Here is a 19,045-nt window from a genome sequence, read left to right on the forward strand (position 1 = left end):
ACCCTTCGGTCAGCTCAGGTCATGCAGTTCCTTGACGATCGCCGGACCGATCTGCAGGTCGGCGAAGCTGACCTCCAGGCCCTCGCGCTGCGGCGAGCAGCAATAGGGCCCGACCTGCAAGTCCGCGCCCTCTTCGCTCGCGAACCGGCACAGCCGCAACAGCGGCCAGCTCAGGCCATCCAGGGAATACTGGAGGCGCAGCACCTCGTCATGCAGTGTCATCCGCAGCCAGAAGCCGCGCAAGGCATCAGGCATGGGCCCGAGGGCCCAGTCGGAATGCCCCAGGGTGAGGACGCTGCCCAGATGGGCGATGCCATCGCTGATCTCGAGCCCGGTCTTGCACCACTGCTCGCGGCCCTGCCGCACCATCAGGCCGGCCTGGTCATACAGCTCGGTAAAGGTCCCGGTGATCCGCACTTGGGCGGTGAAGTCCGCTCCGGCCGCATAACCGCGGAAATGCCCGCTATCACGCTCGAAGCCGTATTGGGTCCTCTGCCAGAAGTCGGTCTCGCGATCGGTACAGATGTGCAGCAGGCCATCCGTGTCGGACCAGCGCTTCGGCTCGTTCAGCCAGTGGGCGGGCAAGGTCTTCGCAAGGGTCATGACGGTTATCCGCGGCGGATGGGCTGCGCACACGATAGATCAAGGACGCGGGATGCGCCAAAGCTGGAAGTTAATCGTGCTGTCAGGGCAGCCATCCCCTGCCCTCTAGCGACCTTCTTGCAGGCATGAAAAAAGGGAGCCCGGAGGCTCCCCTGTTCAAGTACGTCTGCTGTCCTCTTGTTTTTGTTGTCGGACATCAACGTCATCGATCTTTAGTACGCCCCACCAAGCAGGTGGGAAGTGAACAGATTACTTTGGTTGCTCTGCAGCGTCCCAAAATGATCGGTTCGCGAGCCTTGGCCGTCTTGTTCTTGTTGTGGGCGGTTAGCGGCGCATCTTGTTGTTCTTGTGTCAGTAATAAAGCACTCGCCGTGCCAACATTCATAAGTCGTTGAAATAGATAGATTTTATTGATTCTAACCTGACATTGGGACAACTGTTGCGGAGGATTTCGTTACCTTTTCACTCGGCGGTGAAGGATCTGGTTACGACATCCACCCGCTCGGTAACGTCAGCGGCGCTCAGCGGCTGTAGGTCGAACGCTTGAGTGTCGCCTCATTGTTGCGCTGGGCGGCAGGTCGTTCGGGATTGTCGGTAGGCAGGTACAGCAGCCGTGTGGCCAGCACCTCGCGACGCGGCTTGATGTCGGGTCGCAGCGCCCCGCGCTGGGTACGGTCGAAATCGCGCAGGTCGACGACCTGCATGCCGTCCTGGGCCGGCACCACGAAGACCGGCAGGTTGGCGTGGATCATGGCGTCATAGCGACTTTCCTCGCCGAACCAGAGCATCGCCCGTGGATGCGGGGCGATCTTCTTGTGCCGGACCAGGATGTCGTCGTCCGCCATGCGATTGAGTGCCTGATGCTCCTGCCATTCCGGCGTGCGATCCAGGGCGGTCCGCTCCCGATCGGCGCGGGCCATGGCGAGGGTCTTGAGCTGCTCGCGTACCTTGGACACCTTGACCCGCTCTCCTCCGGCGGTATGGCCGGCCCAGGTAAAGGTCAGCTGCCGGACCGGATCGGGAAAGCCATGGACTTTGCGGATCAGTTGCTTGGTATTGAAGGCGCCGCCCAGGGCCTTGCGCATGATGCGCGGCCGCGCCTCGGGCGCCAGCTCCAGCTCCAGGCGCGTCTGTTCGATGGCAGCACTGAAGGCCGCCTTGCAGGTGTTGATGGCCAGGATCTCCTCCATCAGGGGTTCGGTCAGGGCGATATAGCCTGGCAGGCGGCTGACGGTACCCGGCGCCTGGCCGGGCTGCAGGTGGAAGGCCAGCAAGGCATCACGGGTAAGCTCCACCGCAGCGCTACCCTCGAAGGACTCCGCGGCGATGTGGTCCGGCACCCGCTGTTGCGCCAGCAAAGGCAGCCGCCAGACCCGGGCGGCTATCACCTTGCTGGGCCAGCGCTCATTGAAGGTTGCGATGCTCCGCTTCAGCTCTTCGAACGTGTTCTTGATGTCTTCGTGCATAGCCAACTCCAGCCTGATATCTACCAGATTGTAGCATTTGCACGAACTTCACCCTTCTTATTGATTACCTTGCAGAGGGATATCCTAGCAGTAGCATCTATGCAGGGGTGGTATTGATCTAGACCGACTGCAACTTCTGGCTGAACTGCGGATGGCCGTCCTGATCTCTCAGGGTGACCTGCAGCTCGGCGGTCTTCCCGTCGATCTCGACCTCGCCGAAGAATTGGAAGTTACTCAGCGGCGAGGTGTTGGCCTGGGGTGGCGCCTTCTGGAACACCACCTCGGGACCAAAGGTGGCATCCAGTGGATTGGGCCCGAAGCTGCCTGCATTGAGCGGGCCTGCCACGAATTCCCAGAAGGGTTCGAAATCCTGGAACGCCGCCCTGTCCGGGTGATAGTGATGCGCGGCGCAGTAGTGCACATCAGCGGTAAGCCAGACGGTATTGCGAATCCCCTGCCTCGCGATGAAGCTCAGCAGATCGGCCGTTTCCAGCTCCCGTCCTTTGGGGGCGCCCGGATCGCCATTAGCGATAGCCTCCCAGCGGGCCTGCCCTTGTGCGTCCTTGCCATCCGGGACCTGCAGCCCGATGGGCATATCGGCCGCGATGACCTTCCAGGTCGCCCTGGACGCCTGCAGCTCCTTCTTCAGCCAGTCGAGTTGCTCCTGACCGAGGAAGGCACCCTGACCGCCCTCCTCGTCACCCAGGTTGCTGTCATTGCCGGCACGATAGCTGCGCATGTCCAGCACGAAGACATCCAGCAAGGGGCCGTAGGCGATGCGGCGGTAGATGCGCCCTGCCCCGTCTGCCGAGACGCCACGCATGGGCGCATACTCCAGGAAAGCCTGGCGCGCCCGACCACTCAGGACAGCGATGTCCTTGACCTGGTAGCGCTCGTCCAACGTCTTGCTCGGCGACCAGTTATTGGTGGTCTCGTGGTCGTCCCACTGCCATACCTGCGGGACTTCGGCGTTGAAGCGCTTCAGATGGTCGTCCATCAGGTTGTAGAGATAGTTGCCGCGGAATTCGTCCAGGGTTTCCGCCACCTTGCTCTTGGCCTCGGTGGTGATATTGCGCCAGATGCGCCCTTCTTCCACCGTCATTTGCGCCGGCACCGGCCCGTCCGCATAGATGGTGTCGCCACTGTGCAGGAAGAAGTCCGGTCGCCGCTCGCGCATGGCGTTGTAGATGCGCATGCCGCCGATATCGGGATTGATGCCAAAGCCCTGCCCCACGGTGTCGCCGCCCCAGACGAAACGGATACCGCCACGCTGACTCGGTGCCGAGCGCAGGTGACCGGCGACAGCTTCGCTGAGGGCACCACTGTCCACGTCCTCGAAGCGGACACGGTAGAAGATGTGCTGATCGGCCGGCAATCCGGCGAGGTCGATACGCGCCGTATAGTCCTGCGCGGCCGTGGTGACGGCACCGGCCACCTTGCGCGGCGAGCGAAAGCTCTCCTGGGTATCCCACTCCACCAGCAACCGGGCGGGCCGGTCCGTGCGACTCCAGATCAATGCGCGGCCGTCAGTGACATCCCCGGCCTGGATACCGTCGGGTATTGCTGGACGTCCGGCCGGCGCGGCCCAGGTCCTTTGCCCCAGGGCCGGTAACAGAAGCGAAGCACCCAGGCCTTGCAGGACACGACGACGATCAGGACGAAGAAGGGACATGGCATTGGCCTCTGCTGGAAAACCGCTAGCACTACCCCGCCTTGATTACTTGTTCATGACATCAGAGGTACCAGATAAACCCTTCCTGCCCTATAGGGGTGGTATTAACCAACAGGCGCTTTGGCCTGGCTCCCCGAAATGGCATCATGGCGCCCCTGTTACGAACCGCCGTCACGGCCGTCGCGAAGTTGCTTGGAGCCCCCATGTCCGCCAGACCCTTTATCACCGTCACCCCGCCCAACGTCGCGCTGCACGGACGGATCGCCCCGCCCGGTTCCAAGTCCATCACCAATCGGGCGCTGCTCCTGGCCGCGCTGGCCAAGGGCACCAGTCGCCTGACCGGCGCCCTCAAGAGCGATGACACCCGGCACATGTCCGAGGCCCTGCGGCAGATGGGTGTCACCGTCGATGAGCCCGATGCCACTACCTTCGTGGTGACCAGCTCCGGTCGCCTGCAGCAGCCGGCCCAGCCACTGTTCCTCGGCAACGCCGGCACGGCGGTACGCTTTCTCACCGCGGCGGTGGCAACCGTCGCGGGCGCCGTGACCCTGACCGGCGACGCCTATATGCAAAAGCGCCCCATCGGTCCCCTGCTGGAAACCCTGAAGGCCAATGGCATCCAGGTGGACGCCCCTAGCGGCTGCCCGCCAGTGACCGTCACCGGCCAGGGCCGCCTCACCGCTCGCCGCTTCGAGGTGGATGCCGGTCTCTCCAGCCAGTACGTCTCCGCCCTGCTGATGCTGGCCGCGCTGGGCAGCGAACCGGTGGACGTCGCCCTGCGCGGCAGCGACATCGGCGCCCGTGGTTATGTCGACCTGACCGTCGAGGCGATGCGCACCTTCGGGGCCCAGGTCGAGCAGCTGGACGCCGCCACCTGGCGCGTCGCCCCGACCGGCTATGTCGCCCGGGACTACTTCATCGAGCCGGACGCTTCCGCCGCCACCTATCTCTGGGCGGCCCAGGCCCTGACCGGCGGCGCCATCGATCTGGGTGTGGCCGACGACGCCTTCACCCAGCCCGATGCCAAGGCCCGCGACCATATCGCCGCCTTCCCGCGGCTGCCGGCGGTCATCGACGGCTCGCAGATGCAGGATGCCATCCCTACCCTCGCCGTTCTTGCCGCCTTCAACGAGACGCCGGTGCGATTCGTCGGCCTGGCCAACCTGCGGGTCAAGGAATGCGACCGGGTCGCGGCGCTGCACGACGGCCTCAACGCCATTCGCACCGGCCTTGCCCGCGTCGAGGGTGACGACCTGCTGGTAGCCGCGGACCCGGCCCTGGCCGGTACCCGGACCGATGCCGTGATCGAGACCCACGCCGACCACCGGATCGCCATGTGCTTCGCCCTGGCGGGCCTGAAAGTGGCGGGTATCCGCATTCTGGACCCCGAATGCGTCGGCAAGACCTATCCTGAGTACTGGAATGCCCTGCGCAGTTTGAACGTCCAGCTGAGCGAGGGTATCGAAGCCTAGGAATCGCTAGCCACACGCCCGCTCGCTGAATGGAATCTACGCATGTCGATCTCGCTGCTCGAACAGCAGGCGCTTCTGCAGTTGACGTCCCACGCCCTGGTCATCACCGACCACCACGGGTGCATCGAGCGCTGGAATCGGGGCGCCGAACTGCTGTGTGGCTGGCCAGCCAGCGAAGCCCGCGGTCAGCGCTTCGCTGACCTGCTGGCGCCCGATCGGGATATCTCGTTCCTGACCACGGCCCAGCATCGGGCGCTGGTCGATGAACATGGCCAGGGCGCCGGCTGGATCACGGTAGAGGGCGGTACGCCGCGCTGGGTGGAGATCGCCACCACGGCCCTGAAGGACGCCGATACCGTACTCGGCTTCGTGCATGTGCTGCAGGACCGCACCGAACAGCTGATGGCCGAGGAGCGGGTACGCCTGGCCCAGGACGTCGGTCGCGTCGGCACCTTCGAATTGCTGCCCGGAGAGGCCCGCTTGCTGGTGTCCTCGGGGTTCTGCGAGCTGTGGGGATTACCGGTCAGCCGCAGCTATTCCCTCGATGAGCTGGTCCGCCAGCTGCATCCCGACGATGTCGCCAGCCTGCGAACCCTGACTGCCGCGCCGGACGACGACGCCCTCGACTATCTCGAATACCGCATCCGCCGGGCCGACACCGGCGAGGAGCGCTGGCTCGGTCGCCGCGGCCAGCTGATGACCAGCCAGGGCAATGGCCGCTACCTGGGCGTGTGCTACGACATCACCGAGCGCAAGCTCAACGAAGCCGCCATCACCGAGCGCGATCTCTGGCTGCAGGAGCTGTATCACGGCATGCGCGAAGGCTTCTACATGGCCCAGGCGATCCGCGATGCCAGTGGCCGGATGGAGGACTTCCGTTTCCTTGAGGTCAATCCGGTCTTCGCCACCCTGACCGGCATCCCCCTGGATCAGGTCCTGGGGCGGACGCTGCGCGAATCCCTGCCGCAGCTGGAAGCCGATCTGCTGCCCGCCTATATCGACTTCATGAACGGCGATGCCGAATTCACCCAGTTCGACATCCTGCTGCACCTGCAGCACGAATACTGGTACGAGGTGCGCGCCCACAAGCTGCCGGGCGATCGCTTCGCGGTACTCTTCATCGACATCAGTGGTCACCGGCGCCAGGCCCAGGAGCTGGCCCGTAACGAGGCGCAGCTGCGCGCCATCATCAACTCCATCGACCAGATGGTCTGGGCCACCCGCCCCGATGGCCACCACTTCTATTTCAACGATCGCTGGTACGAATTCACCGGGGTGCCGGAAGGCTCCACGGAGGGCGAAGGCTGGGCCAACGTCTTCCATCCCGACGACCAGGAGCGCACCTGGAAGGTCTGGCACCACAGCCTCAGCACCGGTGAGCCCTACCATATCGAATACCGCCTGCGACATCGTTCGGGCCGTTATCGCTGGGTGCTCGGTCGAGCGCAGCCGGTGCGTGACGCCAAGGGGCGCATCGAGCAGTGGTTCGGCACCTGCACCGACATCCAGAGCATTGTCGACGCCCGGGAAGTGCTCACCCGCTCGCGCCAGGAACTGGAACAGCAGATCGAGCTGCGCACCCGCGAGCGGGATCGGATGTGGCGTATCAGCCATGATCTCATGGTGATCTGCCGCGCCGACGGCGAGGTGAAGACGGTGAACAGCGCCGCCACTCGCCTGCTGGGACGACGCGAAACCGACCTGGCGACCGTCCAGCTCACCGAATTGATCCATCCGGACGATCAGCGCCAGGTCTTCGATACGCTACGCTGCCTGGGCCGCCAGCAGGGCTCGGCGAATCTCAGGGCGCGGGTGCGTGCCCGCGATGGCAGCTATCGCATCCTCGACTGGACCGCCAGCGCCGAGGACGATCTCATCTACGCCGTGGGGCGTGACGTCACCGAGCAGCAGGAGCTGCAGGAACAGCTGCGCCAGGCGCAGAAGATGGAAGCTGTGGGTCAGCTGACCGGGGTATCGCCCATGACTTCAACAACCTGCTGACCGGCATCATGGGCAGCCTCGACATGCTGCAGCGGCAACAGAAGGCCGGCCGGCAGGACAAGTTCGACCAGTATCTGCATTCGGCGCTGACCTCGGCCCAGCGCGCGGCCGCCCTCACCCAGCGTCTGCTGGCCTTTTCCCGGCGCCAGGCGCTGGATCTGCAGCCCATCCATGTCAACGACAGTGTGCGCTCCATGGAGGAGCTGCTGCTGCGCAGTCTGCGCGGCGACATCGCGCTGGTCCTCGACCTCGACAAGGATGTCTGGCAGGCACTGACCGATGCCCACCAGCTGGAGAGCGCCCTGCTCAACCTGGTCATCAATGCCCGCGATGCCCTGCCCCATGGTGGCACCATCCGCATCGAGACCCGCAATGTCTATCTGACCGACAGCGGCAACGGCCTGGACGCCGTGAGTGCCGGCGACTATGTGGCGCTGCTGGTAGTGGACGATGGTACCGGGATGCCGCCCGAGGTCATGGCCCGCGCCTTCGACCCCTTCTTCACCACCAAGCCCATCGGGCAGGGGACCGGCCTGGGGCTGTCGATGATCTACGGCTACGCCAAACAGTCCAAGGGCCATGTCCGACTCGACTCCCTGCCCGGCAAAGGTACGACCGTCGGCCTCTATCTGCCCCGCTACCTGGGCGCCGATGTCGAGCCGCCGCGGCTGACGTCGCCCACCGTCACGCCCCAGGGCGCGGGCAAGACCGTGCTGGTGGTGGAGGACGAACCCGTGGTCCGGCAGATGGTGGTGGATCTGCTGCGGGAGCTGGGCTATGCCACCCTGCAGGCCGAAGACGCCCGTGGCGCCCTGCCATTGCTGGAAAGCGGACGTCCGATCGATCTGCTGCTGTCCGACGTCGGGCTACCCGGCATGAACGGTCGCCAGCTGGCCGAGATCGCGCGGCAGCGCCGGCCTGGTCTCAAGGTACTGTTCGCCACCGGCTATGCCGAGGGCGCGCATCTGGACGGCTATCTCGACCCCGGCATGACGCTGATCACCAAGCCCTTCAACCTCGACGCCCTGGCTGCGCGGGTCGGCGAAACCCTGGCAGCCGTCAGCCCTGCCGTTGCTGGCCCGCCAGACGCCGATAACTGAGCGGGCTCTGGCCGGTGCCGCGGCGAAAGAAGCGCGCGAAGTAGGCCGGATCAGCGAAGCCGAGGGCATCGGCGATCTCGCCCACCGACGCCTGGGTGTAGCTCAGGGTGCGGCGTGCCTCCAGCAGCAGCCGCTGGTGCACGATGGCTAGCGCCGAGGCACCGGCCAGCTGCCGACACAGACCGTTCAGGTGTACCCCTGAAATACCGAGCGCCGTCGCGTAGCGACCCAGACTCCAGTGCTCGCGATAATGCTGCTCGACCAGCGCCAGGAAACGTCCCAGGTGCTGTTCGGCACGCCGCGGCAAGGCCGTGCCCTGCTCATGGCGATGTTGCCGCAGCAGCCAGATCGCCAGGCTGTCGAGCAGGGCCTCGAGCACTATCTCGCGACCCGGCTTGTGCCCTTCGTATTCAGCGACCAGTTGGCCGATCAACTGATCGATCCAGAGGGCATCGGGCGCTGCCAGGTCCAGGCACTCGGCCCCCAGGAACAATCCCTGACCGGCTCGCTGGCAGCGCTGCTTCAGCCGCTCCACCTGGGGTACCGGCAGGGTAATGACGAAGCCTTCGACCGCCGGATCGAAGTCGAAGGCATGGACGCACAGCACCGGCAGCACCACCAGCAGCGGTCCGCGCCTTTCCCCCTGCCAGTCTTCCAGCTGCAGGCGCACCCCACCGGTGCGCACATAGAGCAGTTGCGCGAGATCCGCGTGGCGATGGGTGTCGATATGCCAGGCATGCAGCCGACTGCGACTCTCGATGGTCTCGCAATGCAGCAGATCCGGTGCCGGCCAGGCCTGAGCCTCGCCATACAGCTTGAAGATGGGTGGAAAGGCGTTGGTCATCGTCAGTCCCTGGGCGATAGCCGCACGAATCATTGAAAAGTACCAGAAAGTATCGGAAAGGTCCCTGCCGAAACCAGCCAAAATCGTCCAAAAATACCGGAGCCCTATAACAAGACGGCGATCACGCCAGACAAGAGGACAGACTCCATGCGTACCCAAGTCGTCATCATCGGCGCGGGCCCATCCGGGCTGCTGCTGGGTCAACTGCTCACCCGTTCGGGCATCGACAATGTCATCGTCGAGCGCCAGAGCGCCGATCATGTCCTCAGCCGCATCCGCGCCGGCGTGCTCGAACAGGGCACGGTCGATCTGCTGCACAAGGCCGGCGTCGCCGAGCGGCTGGAACAGGAAGGCCAGGTACACGAGGGGGTCGAGTTCGCCATCCATGGCCAGCGCGAGCGGCTGGACCTGAACGATCTGCTGGGCGGACGCTGCGTCACTGTCTATGGCCAGACCGAGGTGACCCGCGACCTGATGGCCGCCCGCGAGGCCAGCGGCGCCCCTACCCTCTACCAGGCCAGCGATGTCCAGCCCCATGAGCTCAAGGGCGAGTGCCCCCATGTCACCTGCCAGGTTGCCGGTGAGCCCCTGCGCATCGACTGCGATTACATCGCCGGCTGCGACGGCTTCCATGGCATCTCGCGCCGCAGCATCCCGGACGGTGTGCTCACCGAATACGAGCGGGTCTATCCCTTCGGCTGGCTGGGACTGCTGAGCGATACCCCGCCCGCCGCCGATGAACTCATCTACGTCAACCACCCCCGCGGCTTCGCCCTGTGCAGCATGAGATCGGCAACCCGCAGCCGCTATTACCTGCAGGTGGCAGCCGGGGACTCGGTGGAGAACTGGCCGGACGAGCGCTTCTGGGCGGAACTCAAGGCCCGCTTGCCAGCCGAGACGGCGGCCCAGCTGGTGACCGGTCCGTCCCTGGAAAAGAGCATCGCCCCACTGCGCAGCTATGTGGTCGAGCCCATGCAGTACGGCCGCCTGTTCCTGGTCGGCGATGCCGCCCATATCGTCCCGCCCACTGGCGCCAAGGGGCTCAACCTGGCCCTGGGCGACGTGCGCAATCTGCATCTGCTGCTGGAGCAGGCCTATCGCACCGGCGATGCCGCCTGCCTCGAACGCTATTCGACGCTTTGCCTGAAACGCATCTGGGCGGCGGTGCGCTTTTCCTGGTGGATGACCACCGCCCTGCACCGCTTTCCGGATACCGACGCCTTCACCCAGCGGGTGCAGGACGCCGAACTCCAGGCGCTGCTCGATTCCAGAGCGGGTCGCACGACCATCGCGGAAAACTACGTCGGACTGCCCTTCCCCGCACTGGACTGACCAGGGGCGGCGACAGGTGGTGACGGCTGCGCGTCTGATGCATGATGGCGCCCCCGTTCCATCTGGCGCCCTACCCCATGCTCGAATTCGCCCTGGACCCCATGACCCTGACGCTGCTGGCGGGGGTCGCCTTTCTGGCCGGCTACATCGACGCCATCGCCGGCGGTGGTGGCCTGCTCACGGTGCCGGCCCTGCTGATGGCCGGCGTGCCGCCCCACCTGGCGATCGGCACCAACAAGCTCAGCTCCACCTTTGGCAGCGCCACCGCCGCCTACACCTTCTATAGACGCAAGCTGTTCCATCCCCGTCAGTGGCGGCATGCCCTGGTGGCTACCGCCATCGGTGCGGGGATCGGCGCCCTGGTCGCCCACCATCTTTCCGCGGACTTCCTCAATCAGCTGCTGCCGGTCGTGGTGTTCAGCTGTGCCCTCTATCTGCTGTTCGGCGGTACGCCCAAGGCGCCGGTGCTCAGCGATGCGCCCGTGCCGCAGCGGCGCCAATGGCCCCAGGGCCTGACGTTGGGCGCCTATGACGGCCTCTTCGGACCGGGCACCGGCGCCTTCTGGACCGTCAGCAGCCTGCTGCTCTACCCGCTGGACCTGCTCAAGGCCAGTGGCGTGGCCCGCACCATGAATTTCGTCAGCAACGGCGTCGCCCTGGTGATGTTCATCGCCCTGGGGCAGGTGCTCTGGGTACTGGGGCTGACCATGGGCCTGTCACTGACCCTGGGTGCCTATCTGGGCGCGCGCAGCGCCATCGCCGGCGGCGCCAAGTTCATCCGCCCGGTGTTCATCTGCGTCGTGCTGGCCTTGACCGTCAAGCTAATCTGGCAGCACTGGTTCAGCGCCGCCTAGCCGCTCGACGCGATAGCGATCGATCAGAAAGCGCGAGATGGAAAAGGCCGGCGGCAGCGTCGGCAACTCGCGCAGATGGAACCAGCGGGCGTCTTCGATTTCCTCCGGCTGGCAACAGATGTCGCCACTCAGATAATCGACGTGGTAACCCAGCATCAGGGAATGCGGATACGGCCAGTTCTGGCTGCCCTGGTAGCGCAGGTTGGTGACCGCAACGCCCACCTCTTCCATGATCTCCCGGTGCACGCAAGCTTCCGCCGACTCGCCCGGCTCGACGAAGCCCGCCAGGGTGCTGAAGACGCCGGGCGCGAAACGGGGCGATCGCGCCAGCAACACCTCATCGCCACGGGTGACCAGGGCGATCATGCTGGGCGACAGCCGTGGGTACTGGGTGAGCTGGCAATTCGGGCACTTGAGGCCGCGCTGGCCATCGAGCGCGAAGGTCCGGGTACCGCACTGGCCGCAGAAGCGATGCTGCCGCGCCCAGGTTCCGATCTGGTTGGCATAGCCCAGCAACTTGAACAGCGCATGGGGCGATTGCAGCATCAACGGCCGCAAGGGCTGCCAGAGGCAGCCATCGATATCCTCAGGCGTATCCAGTTCGAGCAGCGTGACCGGCTGCGCCTGCCACTGCCCCATCCCATGGCGCTCCCCTTCGAAGCCCTGGACGCGCGGATCATCCAGGGCGAAGAGCACCTCGGTGCCCGAGGTCAGAAACGCCTGGCCGCTGTGGACGACCAGCCAGCCACCGGAGGGCTGGGCGGTCTGGAACCAGCCAGGCTGCCAGACACTCATGCCGCAGCCGAGGTCCAGCCCAGGGCGCGAATGCTCTGCGCCGCGATATCGAGAATCTCCGGGGTGCCGTCCTGGCTCTCGGTGCCACCGCTTTCGACAAAGAACTCGATGCTGCTGAGGGCATCCGCCAGCACTTCGAGGGTCGCCGACTCGCAGGCCTGACCACCTTCGATCAGGCAGCGCTGGATGTAACCGGTACAGGCCCGCACCAGCTCGGCCGCGCGGGGATTACCCAGGAAGAACAAGGCACCGCGGACGGTATCCAGCAGCGCCGGCACGGTGGCCAGGTGCAGGGTATCGCCACGGGAATCGAGAAAGGCGCCAATGGCGCGCTTGGCGTCGGTCAGGCCCTTGTAGGCCTCCCGGTGCAGCAACGCCTGGGCCTCGCCCAGCTGATAGTTGGCGACGCTGACCTGGACACCCTCGGCTTCCAGCGGCACGTCGATCAGCGAGCCCTGCCCTTCGGGCTGGCCCAGCAGGCTTTCCACCAGCAACAGAGCATCGGCCAGGGGCGCCAGGTCCTCCAGCACGACCGTCCGGTCGCGGAACTGGGAGATATTGGGCAGGCACTGCTGCAGCACCTGACCGGCGTTCTCCTGCCCGACCATCTCCAGGGTCTTGCCCAGCAGGCCGACCTGGACATACAGCCGGGAGAAATTATCGGAGCGAGGCAGGCGATTCTGCTCGGCGCCGGTGCGCAACTCGGCCTCGATGAGGTCGATCAGGTCCTTGACCGTCTCCACCTCTTCGCGGATCGCCGCGGACAGCGAATGCATCACCGCATGACCGGGACCGGCGAGCCGCTTCTTGCCGGCTTCGAGCTGGGCATCGGTAAAGCCGAGTCGCTCGAAGCCGTAGGCGTTCATGACCTCTTGCGGATGGGCGCCTTCGACACCGGCCAGCGCCAGCAGATAGAGCAGCTCCTTGAGGGTGCTGCGGGCCGGCTCGTGCAGCTCGTTGCCCAGCATCTGGCGCAGTTCGCGATCGACCCGGGCGAACAATTGTTTGCGTTCACGGGTGGCCGTCAGGCGGCCCTGAGCGAAGCCCTCGACCGTGGCCGCGGCGACCCAGGGCAGGTAGCCGCCGACATGATCGTGCAGCAGCGCCGCGGAGCGCTCCAGCGCCCTGGCCATGAGCCTGAGGCTGGCCACGCCATTGACGTCGCGCAGGAAACCCAGCAGGCCGACCTGGTACATCTGACGCATCCGGCGCGCCTGGGCCTGACGCTCACGCACGCCAAGACTGGTGGTCTCGCTGATCAGGGGACGCTGATCGAGGCGGACACTGAAGAAATAGCTTTCCGGGAGTTCGGGTTCGCCGCCAGCGAGTCGCAGGGCGTTGATCGCCGGCAGCAGCAGTTCAGGCATCTCGTCCTGACCGCTACGCAGTTGTTCGAGATAGCGGCGCAGCACATGCAGTCCACGGCAGATCGCCATGAGGTGCTCGTCATGTTCGGCACCGGCGCCGGCAGGAATGTCGTTGGCGATCTGCAGCGTCTGATGGGCGAGCAACTGGGCACCAGTCAGCTCTATCAGCGTGAGGGCGCCACGAATCTGGCCGATGCTCTCGACCGCGCGCTGCAACAGGCTGCTGCAGTGCCGCTCGACGATGAATCGCTCGAGATGGGATTCAGCTTCCTCGATGGTCGCGAACAGCTGTTCGCGGACCAAGCTCAAAGCTCTTGCTCCGGTCACCATGGTGCCTTACGCCTCCTGCGCCATTACAACCTCGCCAACGCCATTTTAAAACGGGAAAAAAGGCTTGCTATTCCAACTGGAGCCTAGGTACCTGCGTCTTCCTGACCGGGTCACACTAATCATTCCAGGCGGACGGGTATGGGACTACTCGCCACGCCAAAGAACCTTGCTCTGGAACGCTAGACCTGTAAATCCACAACAGCGAAGCGATAATTCCGAATCGTCATATGATTTTGAGGAACAAATAAAGTTCCGCGCAATTCGAAATTCGAGGCTTCATGCGGGCTCAAATGACCAGCCTGCAGCATCTTAGTTGAACAATAGCTGAAAATTGTGAGGTCTTTCAGCTTATTCAGACGAACGCGAACGCCCGTTCCCGGACCGAGCGGGCGTCTGGCGAGCGTTGAAAGGCGCTATTCGGCGTCGGCGCCGGCCAGCCAAAGGGGGGCCGGCCGCAGCTCTTTTCGATGGCCGCCATGCGCGCCGCATGGGCATCGAGATCGGTGCTGGTCGCGCTGATCACCCGGGTCCGCGGGCGATCGGCCGGCAACCGCCTGATCGGCATGACGTAATTGCCGTCACCATTGCCTTCCTGGCCGTGGGCGGCCAGCGACAGGCTGGTCTGGCCACCGGTCATGGCCAGGTAGACGTCCGCGAGGATCTCGGCGTCCAGCAGGGCGCCATGCAGCTCGCGGTTGGAGTTGTCTACGCCATAGCGCTTGCAGAGGGCATCCAGGCTGTTGCGCTGGCCGGGATGCCGGCCGCGGGCCATGACCAGGGTGTCGAGCACCGAGCAGTGCTGGGAGATGTCGGCGCGCTCGGGATGGACACCCAGCCGGGCGAACTCCATGTTGATGAAGCCCACGTCGAAGGGCGCGTTGTGGATGACCAGCTCGGCACCTTCGATGAACTCGAAGAAGCTGTCGGCGATCTCGGCGAAGCGCGGCTTGTCGGCGACGTAATCATCGGTGATGCCGTGGACCGCGATGGCGCCCTCGTCGATCTGCCGATCCGGGTTGAGGTAGACATGGAAATGCCGCCCGGTCAGGCGCCGGCCGACGACCTCGACCCCGCCGATCTCGATGACCCTATGGCCATCGGTCACCGGCATGCCGGTGGTTTCGGTATCCAGAACTACGTATCTCATCGCTAACCTCTTGCCTGGTTACGCCTTGGCGGCCTGCTTGGCCTGCCGGACGTCGTCGACACCGCGGTTGGCCAACTGGTCGGCTCGCTCGTTCTCGGGGTGGCCGGTGTGGCCGCGCACCCAGCGCCACTCGACCTGGTGGCGCTGAACCTGTTCGTCCAGGGCCTGCCACAACTCGGCGTTCTTCACCGGCTGGCGCGCGGCGGTCTGCCAGCCCCGCTTCTTCCAGTTCACCAGCCACTGGGTGATGCCCTTCATCACGTACTCGGAGTCGGTGGTCAGGCGGATCTGGCAGGGGCGCTTGAGCGCCGCCAGGGCCTGGATGGCCGCCATCAACTCCATGCGATTGTTGGTGGTGTTGGCTTCGCCGCCCCAGAGCTCTCGCTCCGCACCCTTGAACTTCAGCAAGGCGCCCCAGCCACCGGGGCCGGGATTGCCCTTGCAGGCGCCGTCGGTAAAGACCTCGACGATGTCGTCACTCATTGGATTCACTCGATTCGCGGCGGCTGATCTTGGCCACCGGCATGGGCACCAGCTTGCCGCGCGGTTCCTTGCGCGCCTGGGGCACGGGGCGCAGGCCGAACATCAGCTTGCGCGCCGACAGCAGATAGAAGCCCGCGCCCGCTGCCTGCTCGCAGTTGGGTTCGGCTTCACCCTGCTCCATCCAGGCCAGCCGCTGCTGCCACTTGGGGGATGAAAGCGGCGGACGATAACACCCGAAGCGCCGTTTCTCCAGCGCGAAGCCCAGCACCGACAGCCAGTCGCCGACCCGGCTGGGGCCGAAACAACGGGCCTTGCGCAGGGCATCCCGAGCCAGGTAATGGCGCACGCCCCAGAGACTCCAGGGATTGATGCCCACCACCACCAGGTGCCCGCCCGGGCGCACGCTCAGTGCCGCTTCACGCAACAGCCGATGCGGCGCCAGGGAGAAATCCAGACCGTGCTGCAACAGGACCACGTCGGCCGCGTGCTCGCCCAGGGGCCAGGCACCCTCTTCGCAGACAATGTCCACATCACCCAGCGGCGGCCCTATGCGCACCGCATGGCGGAGCTGACCGCAATTGGCCGGCGCCTCGGGGTGCGGACCGTAATGGATCAGGTAACTGCCGAAGTGACGCTTGAGCTCTTCGTCGATCAGCACGCGCTCCTGCTCCAGCAGCAGCTGGCCCAGTGGACCGGCCAGCCAGTCCCGTGCCGAGCTCATCAGCCTCAGCCAGCGCGGATCGACCTGGGCGGAGAATTCATCGTGCATCGTCTGGTCCTCTCATATTGAAGCCTTAGCCCTACCACCCACTGCTACCCTAGGGGCCTGCAGTCCGACCAGAGAGCTCGTCCATGTTCGACATTCTTCCGCTGCCCGCTTTCAACGATAACTACATCTGGCTGATCAAGGACGCCGCGACAAGACAGGCGGTCGTGGTCGATCCGGGCGATGCCGCCCCCGTCCTGGCCTGGCTCGATGCCAATCCGGACTGGCGCCTGACCGATATCCTGATCACCCACCACCATAACGACCACACCGGTGGCATCACTGCGCTCAAGCAGCGCAGCGGCGCCCGGGTCAGTGCGCCGGCTGACGAACGCATCGCCGCGGTCGACCTCCCCCTGGCGGACGGCCAGCGCCTGGAGGTGCTGGGCGTTCCCTTCGAGGTCCTGCGGGTGCCCGGCCATACCGCCGGCCACATCGCCTTCCATGTCGCGGGTGAGCGACCCCTGCTGTTCAGCGGCGATACCCTCTTCTCGGCCGGCTGCGGCCGGCTCTTCGAAGGTACGCCCAGCCAGATGCTGACCTCCCTGCAACGCCTGGCCAGCCTGCCGGACGCCACCGAAATCTACTGCGGCCACGAATACACCCTCAGCAACCTGCGCTTCGCCCAGGCGGTAGAACCGGAAAACCCCGCGGTGCAGCAGGCCCTGGCCGAGACGCAGCAGCTGCGGGAGACCCAGCGTCCCACCCTGCCCTCCACCCTGGGCCGCGAACGCCGCATCAATCCCTTCCTGCGTACCGCCGAAAGCAGCGTACGTCTGCGTCTGCAAGAGGAGCGCGGGGTGGCGGCAGATGCGCCGGAGGATACCTATTTCGCGGCCTTGAGAGGCTGGAAGGACACGTTCTGACACCTATTGCCCAGACCCCGTCAGCACGCTGTAAGCCAGGGTTTGCGGTCGTCGTACAGGTCACAGGCCAAGGGGTTGTTCCTTGACCCCCCGGGATGCGGTTCCTAGAATCGCCCATCCTCCAGCTCCCGGAAAGCCCAGACCGATGCCGCCAGCGACGCCGAAAACCCGCGAACCAGACGTGCTGGCCACCTCCTTCAAAGTCTCGGCGCTCTGCCTCGCCGTCTTCCTCGCCGGCTGCCAGAGCAACCAGCAGCCAGACAATCGTGCCTATCAGGCCGATCTGCACATGACGCAAAGCAAGATGCAGCGTCCGCCGGAATGGCTGCGCAAGGCACCGACCGCGGCGGCCACCAGCGGCGACATCTGGGACCGGGTGCGGGACGGCTATCAGCTCCAGGGGGCCGGTGACAACGGCACCAACCCGCGCATCGATCGTCAGCGCCTCTGGTACGCCAGCCACGAAGCTGCCCTCGCGCAGTCCTGCAGCCGCGGCGCGCCCTATCTGCATTACATCGTCGAGCGCCTGGAAGAACGCAACATGCCGCTGGAACTGGCCCTGCTGCCGGTGGTGGAAAGCTCTTTCAATCCCAACGCCCTCTCGCGCAGCGCCGCCTCCGGTCTGTGGCAGTTCATCCCCACCACCGGCAAGTATTTCAATCTGCGCCAGACCCGCTTCTATGACGGTCGCCGCGACATCACCGCCTCGACCAACGCCGCCCTGGACTACCTGAGCAAGCTGCACGACATGTTCGGTGGCGACTGGCTGCTGGCCCTGGCTGCCTACAATGCCGGCGAAGGCACGGTCAGCCGCGCCATTGAGCGCAACCAGTCGCTCGGCCTGCCCACCGATTACTGGAACCTGTCGTCGCTGCCGCCGGAAACCCAGGACTACGTCCCCAAGCTGCTCGCCGTCTCCCAGATCGTACGCAATCCGGACGCCTACGGCCTGGCCCTGGAATCCATCCCGGACGAACCCTATTTCGAAGTCGTGGACATCAAGCAGCACCTGGATCTGGCCCGGGTGGCGGAACTTGCGGATCTGGATGCCAACGAACTCTATCGCCTAAATCCCGCCTATACCCAGCGTGTGACCATGGACGGCCCCAAGCATCTGCTGGTGCCGGCGGAAAAGGCCAAGCGCCTGGTCGCGACCCTGCCCAACATCGCCTCTGATGCCGTGGTGCAGTGGCAGGAATACCAGGTGCGCCGCGGCGATACCATGCGCAGCGTGGCCAAGCGTAATCGTGTGAGCGTCGAGCAACTTGCCGCGCTCAACAAGCTCAGCAGCAGCAGCCGCCTGTCCGCTGGCCGGGAATTGATGATCCCGCGGCGCGAGACCGGCAAGACCACGACGCCCCTGGAAACCATCGCCGTGGCCGAAGAACCCGTGGTGCGCACCTACCGGGTGCGCACCGGCGACAGCCTCTGGTCCATCGCCCGGGCCAACGAGGTGGAACTGGGTGACCTCAAGCGCTGGAACGATCTCGGCAAGCGTGGCCTCAAGGTCGGCGAGACGCTGAAGCTGCATGGCACGGGCAGCAGCACCGCCACGGCCGTGGCGATGCCGGCCTCCTATACCGTCAAGACCACCAAGCCGGCGGTAAAGACGGCCAAAACGACCAAGGCCGCCCCCACCTACTATCGGGTCAAGGCCGGTGATTCCCTCTATCAGATCGCCAAGCGTTACAACATCGGCGTGCAGGCGCTGCAGGACTGGAATCCGCGCAGCGCTTCCGCCCTGACCCCTGGTCAGACCCTGACGCTGTTCCTCAACTGAGGCGCGACCGCGCACCGCAGCGGTCAACCAGCGCTTTTGTCCCGGGTATCGACCTGCTACCTTACCGCCCCACCCGTGCCTGACCCCTAGCGGAGCCAGGCCAAGATCTCGCTCTGACCTGCGCAGAGCCCTGCCCAACCCGGACCTCAGCCCCTGGCTGCTGCCTG

14 protein-coding genes and 1 pseudogene are annotated in these 19,045 nt (G+C 65.2%); 6 read left to right on the top strand and 9 right to left on the bottom strand.

Annotated elements, in window-relative coordinates; genetic code table 11:
• Positions 1-9: 9 nt before the first annotated feature.
• The 3 genes from BGI51_RS18490 to BGI51_RS18500 form a co-directional block, all read right to left on the bottom strand.
• Positions 10-603 (bottom strand): DUF1349 domain-containing protein, encoded by a 594-nt coding sequence (locus tag BGI51_RS18490; protein ID WP_187979288.1) that lies wholly within the window; start codon positions 601-603, stop codon positions 10-12.
• A gap of 521 nt (positions 604-1,124) precedes the next feature.
• The gene (locus tag BGI51_RS18495) at positions 1,125-2,069 is read right to left on the bottom strand and encodes a DNA replication terminus site-binding protein (RefSeq protein ID WP_187979289.1); all 945 of its coding nucleotides are present in this window, start codon (positions 2,067-2,069) and stop codon (positions 1,125-1,127) included.
• 118 nt (positions 2,070-2,187) lie between these two features.
• Entirely contained in the window at positions 2,188-3,741 is a 1,554-nt protein-coding gene (locus BGI51_RS18500) for an alkaline phosphatase D family protein (RefSeq protein WP_187979290.1), read from the bottom strand.
• Positions 3,742-3,944: 203 nt separating this feature from the next.
• On the opposite strand from BGI51_RS18500, the gene BGI51_RS18505 reads away from it, so the two are divergent.
• Together BGI51_RS18505 and BGI51_RS18510 are read left to right on the top strand one after the other, a co-directional pair.
• Complete coding sequence (locus tag BGI51_RS18505) at positions 3,945-5,213, top strand: 3-phosphoshikimate 1-carboxyvinyltransferase (protein ID WP_187979291.1); 1,269 nt, start codon at positions 3,945-3,947, stop codon at positions 5,211-5,213.
• A 42-nt stretch (positions 5,214-5,255) separates the two neighbouring features.
• Positions 5,256-8,314, top strand: a pseudogene (locus tag BGI51_RS18510) (PAS domain S-box protein).
• Here the strand turns inward: BGI51_RS18510 and BGI51_RS18515 are convergent.
• Positions 8,274-9,191: a helix-turn-helix domain-containing protein gene (locus tag BGI51_RS18515; protein ID WP_252977122.1), complete on the bottom strand. Its 918-nt coding sequence runs from the start codon at positions 9,189-9,191 to the stop codon at positions 8,274-8,276. The pseudogene BGI51_RS18510 and the gene BGI51_RS18515 sit on opposite strands and share 41 nt — an antisense overlap.
• 114 nt (positions 9,192-9,305) lie before the next feature.
• Here BGI51_RS18515 and pobA point away from each other — a divergent pair, with 114 nt between their 5' ends.
• A complete protein-coding gene (gene pobA / locus BGI51_RS18520; RefSeq protein WP_187979292.1) occupies positions 9,306-10,490 on the top strand; it encodes a 4-hydroxybenzoate 3-monooxygenase in 1,185 nt (394 codons plus the stop codon).
• Positions 10,491-10,567: 77 nt separating this feature from the next.
• Positions 10,568-11,344, top strand: a complete 777-nt coding sequence (locus tag BGI51_RS18525; protein WP_017640224.1) for a TSUP family transporter — start codon at positions 10,568-10,570, stop codon at positions 11,342-11,344.
• Here the strand turns inward: BGI51_RS18525 and nudC are convergent.
• The 5 genes from nudC to BGI51_RS18550 all read right to left on the bottom strand — a co-directional run bounded on the left by nudC (position 11,312) and on the right by BGI51_RS18550 (position 16,235).
• Positions 11,312-12,139: an NAD(+) diphosphatase gene (nudC, locus tag BGI51_RS18530; protein ID WP_187979293.1), complete on the bottom strand. Its 828-nt coding sequence runs from the start codon at positions 12,137-12,139 to the stop codon at positions 11,312-11,314. The two genes, BGI51_RS18525 and nudC, sit on opposite strands and share 33 nt — an antisense overlap.
• Positions 12,136-13,815, bottom strand: a complete 1,680-nt coding sequence (locus BGI51_RS18535; RefSeq protein WP_252977123.1) for a ferrous iron transporter B — start codon at positions 13,813-13,815, stop codon at positions 12,136-12,138. The genes nudC and BGI51_RS18535 overlap by 4 nt, the downstream gene beginning before the upstream one ends.
• Before the next feature lie 373 nt (positions 13,816-14,188).
• Entirely contained in the window at positions 14,189-14,983 is a 795-nt protein-coding gene (gene dnaQ / locus BGI51_RS18540) for a DNA polymerase III subunit epsilon (protein ID WP_187979294.1), read from the bottom strand.
• An 18-nt stretch (positions 14,984-15,001) separates the two neighbouring features.
• A complete protein-coding gene (gene rnhA / locus BGI51_RS18545; protein ID WP_133861675.1) occupies positions 15,002-15,466 on the bottom strand; it encodes a ribonuclease HI in 465 nt (154 codons plus the stop codon).
• Positions 15,459-16,235 carry a methyltransferase domain-containing protein gene (locus BGI51_RS18550; protein ID WP_133861674.1) on the bottom strand — a complete coding sequence of 259 codons (777 nt, stop codon included), beginning with the start codon at positions 16,233-16,235 and terminating at the stop codon, positions 15,459-15,461. Before BGI51_RS18550 ends, rnhA begins: the two co-directional genes overlap by 8 nt.
• 83 nt (positions 16,236-16,318) lie before the next feature.
• Between BGI51_RS18550 and gloB the strand changes: the two genes are divergently transcribed.
• Positions 16,319-17,098: a hydroxyacylglutathione hydrolase gene (gloB, locus tag BGI51_RS18555; protein ID WP_187979295.1), complete on the top strand. Its 780-nt coding sequence runs from the start codon at positions 16,319-16,321 to the stop codon at positions 17,096-17,098.
• Between the two features lie 145 nt (positions 17,099-17,243).
• Entirely contained in the window at positions 17,244-18,878 is a 1,635-nt protein-coding gene (locus BGI51_RS18560) for a lytic transglycosylase domain-containing protein (protein ID WP_187979296.1), read from the top strand.
• The last annotated feature ends 167 nt before the right edge of the window (positions 18,879-19,045 follow it).

This window comes from Pseudomonas oryzihabitans (assembly GCF_014522265.1).
GTDB lineage: Bacteria > Pseudomonadota > Gammaproteobacteria > Pseudomonadales > Pseudomonadaceae > Chryseomonas > Chryseomonas aestiva.

Excerpts from the sequence above, each read along its gene's own strand:
- BGI51_RS18490 (WP_187979288.1), bottom strand. The coding sequence starts at position 603 with ATGACCCTTGCGAAGACCTTGCCCGCCCACTGGCTGAACGAGCCGAAG.
- BGI51_RS18495 (WP_187979289.1), bottom strand. The coding sequence starts at position 2,069 with ATGCACGAAGACATCAAGAACACGTTCGAAGAGCTGAAGCGGAGCATC.
- BGI51_RS18500 (WP_187979290.1), bottom strand. The coding sequence starts at position 3,741 with ATGTCCCTTCTTCGTCCTGATCGTCGTCGTGTCCTGCAAGGCCTGGGT.
- BGI51_RS18505 (WP_187979291.1), top strand. The coding sequence starts at position 3,945 with ATGTCCGCCAGACCCTTTATCACCGTCACCCCGCCCAACGTCGCGCTG.
- BGI51_RS18515 (WP_252977122.1), bottom strand. The coding sequence starts at position 9,191 with ATGATTCGTGCGGCTATCGCCCAGGGACTGACGATGACCAACGCCTTT.
- pobA (WP_187979292.1), top strand. The coding sequence starts at position 9,306 with ATGCGTACCCAAGTCGTCATCATCGGCGCGGGCCCATCCGGGCTGCTG.
- BGI51_RS18525 (WP_017640224.1), top strand. The coding sequence starts at position 10,568 with ATGCTCGAATTCGCCCTGGACCCCATGACCCTGACGCTGCTGGCGGGG.
- nudC (WP_187979293.1), bottom strand. The coding sequence starts at position 12,139 with ATGAGTGTCTGGCAGCCTGGCTGGTTCCAGACCGCCCAGCCCTCCGGT.
- dnaQ (WP_187979294.1), bottom strand. The coding sequence starts at position 14,983 with ATGAGATACGTAGTTCTGGATACCGAAACCACCGGCATGCCGGTGACC.
- rnhA (WP_133861675.1), bottom strand. The coding sequence starts at position 15,466 with ATGAGTGACGACATCGTCGAGGTCTTTACCGACGGCGCCTGCAAGGGC.
- BGI51_RS18550 (WP_133861674.1), bottom strand. The coding sequence starts at position 16,235 with ATGCACGATGAATTCTCCGCCCAGGTCGATCCGCGCTGGCTGAGGCTG.
- gloB (WP_187979295.1), top strand. The coding sequence starts at position 16,319 with ATGTTCGACATTCTTCCGCTGCCCGCTTTCAACGATAACTACATCTGG.
- BGI51_RS18560 (WP_187979296.1), top strand. The coding sequence starts at position 17,244 with ATGCCGCCAGCGACGCCGAAAACCCGCGAACCAGACGTGCTGGCCACC.